The sequence below is a fragment of the Bartonella sp. AA23NXGY genome (genome assembly GCF_042197165.1).
Taxonomy (GTDB): domain Bacteria; phylum Pseudomonadota; class Alphaproteobacteria; order Rhizobiales; family Rhizobiaceae; genus Bartonella.
In genome coordinates this window covers 1-5,204 of sequence record NZ_JBHIRO010000040.1, presented here as the reverse complement: position 1 = coordinate 5,204, position 5,204 = coordinate 1, and the positions used below count along the sequence as shown (strand labels likewise).

The following is a 5,204-nucleotide window of genomic DNA, read 5'->3' as shown; positions in this document are numbered from 1 at the left end:
AAACGGTTTTAATGACATTTCAACTCCTCATGTCTTGATCCCATAAATTACACTCACATTAACGGGGCGCGTTTCAATACCACCAACCCTCTCTGCCATGAGATGATGTTCATGATGCTCTCTGTCATTCAGACCTTCTGTTATAGGCGTTGAATAATATAAAAAATTAGCAAAGGGGCTCCTGATAAACCAAGGTAAACGTGGCGGCTTGTCTTTTTCTGTAAACCTACAACACACTGATTTATAATGATAATTCACTGTTTTGTATGTTGAATGAGAGTCTCGAATAACGTAAGATTCTCTCATTTCAAGTCTGTTTATATTGAATCAAACAAACCCATTTGCTTGCACGGCATAAGCGGGGCTGGCGTGTGGGTAAAACTGTATAAGAAAGGAATGAAAATGGTTCTTATGAATCGTCTTAACGCAAGGGCTGTCGCAACATTGGGAGCTGGCAAATATAATGATGGTGCCGGCTTGATCCTCCATAAGCGTAAAGATGGTGGTGCTCAATGGCTTTATCGTTATACCATTCACGGTCGGCGCCGTGAAATGGGCTTGGGCGCCTTAAGACATGTCTCTTTAAAAAAAGCCCGTGAATTGGCAAACCAATGGCGTGCTGTTTTACATGAGGGTCGTGACCCCATTAAAGAACGCGATAAACAAAAGCGTGAGGCAATGCGTAATCTTCATTATTTAAAAAACATTGCTTTAGATGCTTTTGAAAGCCGTAAAGCTGAATTAAAAAGAGATGGTAAAGCTTGTGATTGGTTTTTACCATTACGCCTTCATATTCTCCCTAAATTGGGCTGTCTGCCCGTTTCAGAGATTACACAAACAGAGATACGCAATACCCTTGCTCCTATCTGGCATACAAAAGCTGCAACAGCAGAGAAAGCACTAAATCGTCTTAATCTTTGTCTCAAACATGCGGCTGCATTAGGGTTAGATGTTGATTTACAAGCAACAGAAAAAGCACGCGCGCTCTTAGGTAAACAACGTCATAAAACCACTAATAGACCTGCAATGGATTGGAAAGATGTTCCCGCCTTTTATCAGTTACTCTGTAAAACACAAAACATAACACAACTGGCTTTGCGCTTGCTTATCCTGACAGGCGTTCGTACCAACCCTTTGCGTCATATTCGTGAAGATCAGATTGAAGATGATGTATGGACTATTCCTGCTGAGAATATGAAAGGTTTGCGTGACGCTACAACAGAATTTCGCGTACCTCTATCATCTGAAGCGCTAAAAGTGATTAAACAAGCCCGTTGTATTTCCAAAAGTAATTTCATTCTGTCTTTTTCCGGTCGTGCTCCCCTTGCTGAGAATTGTATGGCAAAATATATGAGAGACAATAAACTTGAAGCCTGCCCGCATGGTTTTCGTTCTAGTTTACGCAATTGGCTAGCAGAAACAACCGATGCCCCCTATGAGGTCGCTGAAACTATTCTAAGTCATACAGTTGGCGGCAAAGTAGAGCGTGCCTATCGTCGTACTGATTATTTAGAACAGCGCCGTGTCTATATGGATAAATGGGCGGCTTATGTCACTGGTCAATCTTAAGATATGGGGTGCATAACCCCATGATCTGTGGATAACTTTCTCTCTCATTCGCTCTCAATTAGACTCATAAATTATCACATCAGAATTTATATGATAAAATATTGTTTTCTATAAATAAAATACCTTCAAAAATAAACCAAAATGTGCTTAATAAATAGTTATGATTTGTTACCATTTTTTGATAGAAAGGATTTTAGTATGACAGAAAATGATATTCTTTTGACAGACCGTGAAAGTGCAAAATTGCTTCATATGAGTGTCTCAACATTCCGCCGTCATGTAACCAATGGCTCTCTCCCAAAACCTTTAAAATTTGGTTTTTTGTCCCGTTGGTTACAATCGGATCTTATCAATGTCATCGAGCAAGCAAAACAGCAACGTCAAAGTGACGCGGCATAAAAAAAACCTTGTCACGTAAGGACGGACAAGGCTTTCTCAAACTCATCACCCTAGAGATAGCACAATCCGTCCTGTGACGCAACGTTATAGGATTTACAATGATGTGTTCTTTTAAGAATGCGCAAGGTATCACACGTGCCTTGCGCGGGGTTTGGCATGGGCGTTATGGAACAGCCCGTTGCCCTGCTCATGATGATAGGCTGCCTAGTTTATCTATTTCTAATGGAAATGATGGGCGTCTTTTACTCTATTGTTATGCTGGCTGCTCTTTTAGAGAGATCATACAAGCGCTTATTAGAATTGGATTGCTTGGAAAACAAGCTTATGATCAGACGCTCTCTTTCTCAAAACGGTTTTGTGCTGATCTCAAACAAGCAAAAAGGAAAGCAGAAAGAGCAATTTGGCAACAAAGCCAACCAATCAAAAATACTTTAGCAGAAACCTATTTACGTATGCGGGATATTACATGTGATTTGCCTACAGATTTACGCTTTTACGACAAATGTCTACACCCCTCTGGGGGTACATTGCCCGCGTTGATTGCTCTTGTTAAGGGGGCTGGTTCCTTTGCCATTCATAGAACCTTTTTAAAAGACAATGGCTGCAAAACAGATCAAAAACCAGCAAAAGCCATGTTGGGATCTGTAACGGGTGGTGGGGTGCATTTAAGCCAAGCCAATCCAAAACATCTGGTCATTTGTGAAGGCATTGAAACCGGTCTGGCTCTTTTGTCTGGGTTGTTATCAGAGCCCGTTGATTTATGGGCGTCCCTTTCAACCCTATGAAAATGCAAAATAGATATAAAATATCTATTCTAATAGTACCTATTGAAGAAACAGTAAAAATACATTACATTAGAACTACTTTGTAACACATTAAGTGGTCGTAAAATGGCTGAGACAACATTTACCTTTCGCGTCGATGATGTATTAAAAAATGAATTTTCCAAAGCAGCAAAGGCGTGTGATAGATCTGGTGCACAATTATTGCGCGATTATATGCGCGATATCGTAAAAGAACAAAAAGAAAAAAGTGCATACGATTTATGGTTTCGGGAACAAGTTCAATTAGGGATAAATTCTGCTAATGCAAGTGATATAATGTCTTCTGAAGAAATCGAAGCAGAAGCAAAAGAATGGCGCTTAAAGACACAAAGTAAACTAGATAGATCAACTTTATGAAGCTAATTTGGACACAAGTAGCACACGTTGACCGCAAAAAGATACGTGAATACATATCACAAGATAATCCTTCCGCTGCCTTAAAGTTTGATCAACTTTTATCTGAAAAAGTAGAAAAACTTGTTAAATTTCCTACTCTTGGTCGTTTAGGACGAATTGTAAATACACGTGAACTTATTGTACATCCAAATTATATCATGATTTATGATATTTCAAATGGCGTTGTGCGTATTTTACGTGTGCTCCATACAAAGAAAAAATTTCCTTAATCAACTGTATTTTTATTTATTTTGTAATTGAAGAAAATTATTTTCTACAATACTGCGCTCCGTATCAGTAAATAATGATAAATTATTATTTTTCTAATACTGCGAATATGATTGCATAATGCACTTTGCACACCGCTTAGTTTCTACTCGTAAAAATGAAGATGACACTATTGTCAATGATGTGTCTGTTGAAAAGCTTGGGGAACTCTTAAAAGAAAACCCCCGTGGTCTCTTAATGGTGCGTGATGAATTGGCTGGCTTTTTAGCCAATCTAGAAAGAAAGGAATATCAATCAGACCGCGCCTTTTATTTAACAGCTTTTAATGGCGATGATCAATTTACTTATGACCGTATAGAGCGTGGAACCATTTTTATCCCTTATGTCACTTTATCCATGATTGGAGGCATTCAACCTTCACGCATTATTCCGCTCATTCAAGCCATACACCGTGGAATAAACGATGACGGTTTATTGCAACGCTTTCAAATGATTGTCTGGCCCGATGACAATAAAGAGTGGCAATTGGTTGATAAACCGCCCAATCAAGAGGTCTGGCAAAAGTATGAAGGGGTATTTCGCTCTTTTCGTGATAAACGCTTAGGTTCTCCCGAACAACCACTGATTATGCGTTTTTCTCCTAAAGCACAAGTGAAGTTTTATGAATGGTTCGAGCATCTTCATAAAGAGGCAAAAGGAGGTACTCACTCAGAAAGCTTACAATCGCATCTTTTAAAAATGCCAAAGACCATAGCAAGTCTTGCGTTGATTTTTGAACTTCTTGACACTGGTCGTTTAGAAATTGGACTCTATGCCATCACAACAGCGTTGCGTTGGACAAGTTATCTGTTAAGTCATGCCAAAAGACTTTATGCGGCGGGGGATACATTAACAGCAGAGCGTGCAAAATTAATTGTCGAGCGTTGTGATTGTTTACCCGATGTTTTTACAGCAAGGGATGTTTATAAACGTGATTGGAAATATTTAACAGACAATCAAACCGTTAAGCAAGCTTTAGAGCTTTTATGTCGTTGTAACTATATTCGTGAAATCTCTGGAGAGAATAACTCCCAAGGCGGTCGACCTACCATACGTTATGAATGGCACCCTTTAGTGAAAAGTCATAAGACATCACACTGAGGCAATTTGGAAATCTTATAAAACATTAAACAATATAACAGTGAACCTTTAAAGCACTCCCCATCATTAGTTTTGGGGGGGTATGGGGGTTTTGGGGGGTCTTTTTACCCCCCCTTTATATATTTTTTTAGTCAAAAATAAAAGTTATTATATTTCAATAAGTTAATCTTTTAAATAAACAACCTATATTAAACATAACACATAAATACAATTTTTAATATATATCTAAGAGGGTTTTGTAGGTGTTTTGGGGGGGGTAAAAACAGACAAAACCTATCAAAATACTCATTCTGATATTTTAAAGAACGTAGTACATTTATCTTGATGAATACGTGAAATGAATAGCAAATTTCACTACTTTGCTGATCTTATTCCATGTCATGGGCTGTTGATAAGCAGCCTTAAAGACCCATTTTGAAAAAAATATCGGCTTTTTTAGCAGTTTTTTCCCATTTTTATCGTTATTTGCTTTAAGTGCATTTAATTGAATTCGTTTTGATTCTTTTAATGAATATTAATCATCTCATAAGGCAAGGGATTTTTATTACAATATGCTTCAATCTATTAAGTCTGATAATGAACAATTCACTTTACGCTCCCTTTTACAATCCTATCGTGAACAGGCAACATCAAATGCTCTACGGGGGA

4 protein-coding genes and 3 pseudogenes are annotated in these 5,204 nt (G+C 38.2%); 6 read left to right on the top strand and 1 reads right to left on the bottom strand.

What is annotated here, in order from left to right; all coding sequences use genetic code 11:
* Positions 1 to 27: 27 nt before the first annotated feature.
* Positions 28 to 225, bottom strand: a pseudogene (locus tag ACFINY_RS09355) (phage tail protein); the annotation flags it as partial.
* A 177-nt stretch (positions 226 to 402) separates the two neighbouring features.
* Between ACFINY_RS09355 and ACFINY_RS09350 the strand changes: the two are divergent.
* The 6 genes and pseudogenes from ACFINY_RS09350 to ACFINY_RS09325 all read left to right on the top strand — a co-directional run.
* Complete coding sequence (locus ACFINY_RS09350; RefSeq protein WP_375612608.1) at positions 403 to 1,569, top strand: tyrosine-type recombinase/integrase; 1,167 nt, start codon at positions 403 to 405, stop codon at positions 1,567 to 1,569.
* Positions 1,570 to 1,767: 198 nt separating this feature from the next.
* The gene (locus tag ACFINY_RS09345; RefSeq protein WP_011180791.1) at positions 1,768 to 1,968 is read left to right on the top strand and encodes an AlpA family transcriptional regulator; all 201 of its coding nucleotides are present in this window, start codon (positions 1,768 to 1,770) and stop codon (positions 1,966 to 1,968) included.
* A gap of 98 nt (positions 1,969 to 2,066) precedes the next feature.
* Positions 2,067 to 2,747: pseudogene (locus ACFINY_RS09340) on the top strand (virulence-associated protein E); the annotation flags it as partial.
* A gap of 111 nt (positions 2,748 to 2,858) precedes the next feature.
* Positions 2,859 to 3,149 carry a CopG family ribbon-helix-helix protein gene (locus ACFINY_RS09335; RefSeq protein ID WP_375610963.1) on the top strand — a complete coding sequence of 97 codons (291 nt, stop codon included), beginning with the start codon at positions 2,859 to 2,861 and terminating at the stop codon, positions 3,147 to 3,149.
* On the top strand, positions 3,146 to 3,418 hold the full coding sequence (locus ACFINY_RS09330; protein WP_375610964.1) for a type II toxin-antitoxin system RelE/ParE family toxin: 273 nt from the start codon (positions 3,146 to 3,148) through the stop codon (positions 3,416 to 3,418). Before ACFINY_RS09335 ends, ACFINY_RS09330 begins: the two co-directional genes overlap by 4 nt.
* A gap of 139 nt (positions 3,419 to 3,557) precedes the next feature.
* Positions 3,558 to 4,556: pseudogene (locus tag ACFINY_RS09325) on the top strand (DUF3987 domain-containing protein); the annotation flags it as partial.
* Positions 4,557 to 5,204 lie beyond the last annotated feature (648 nt).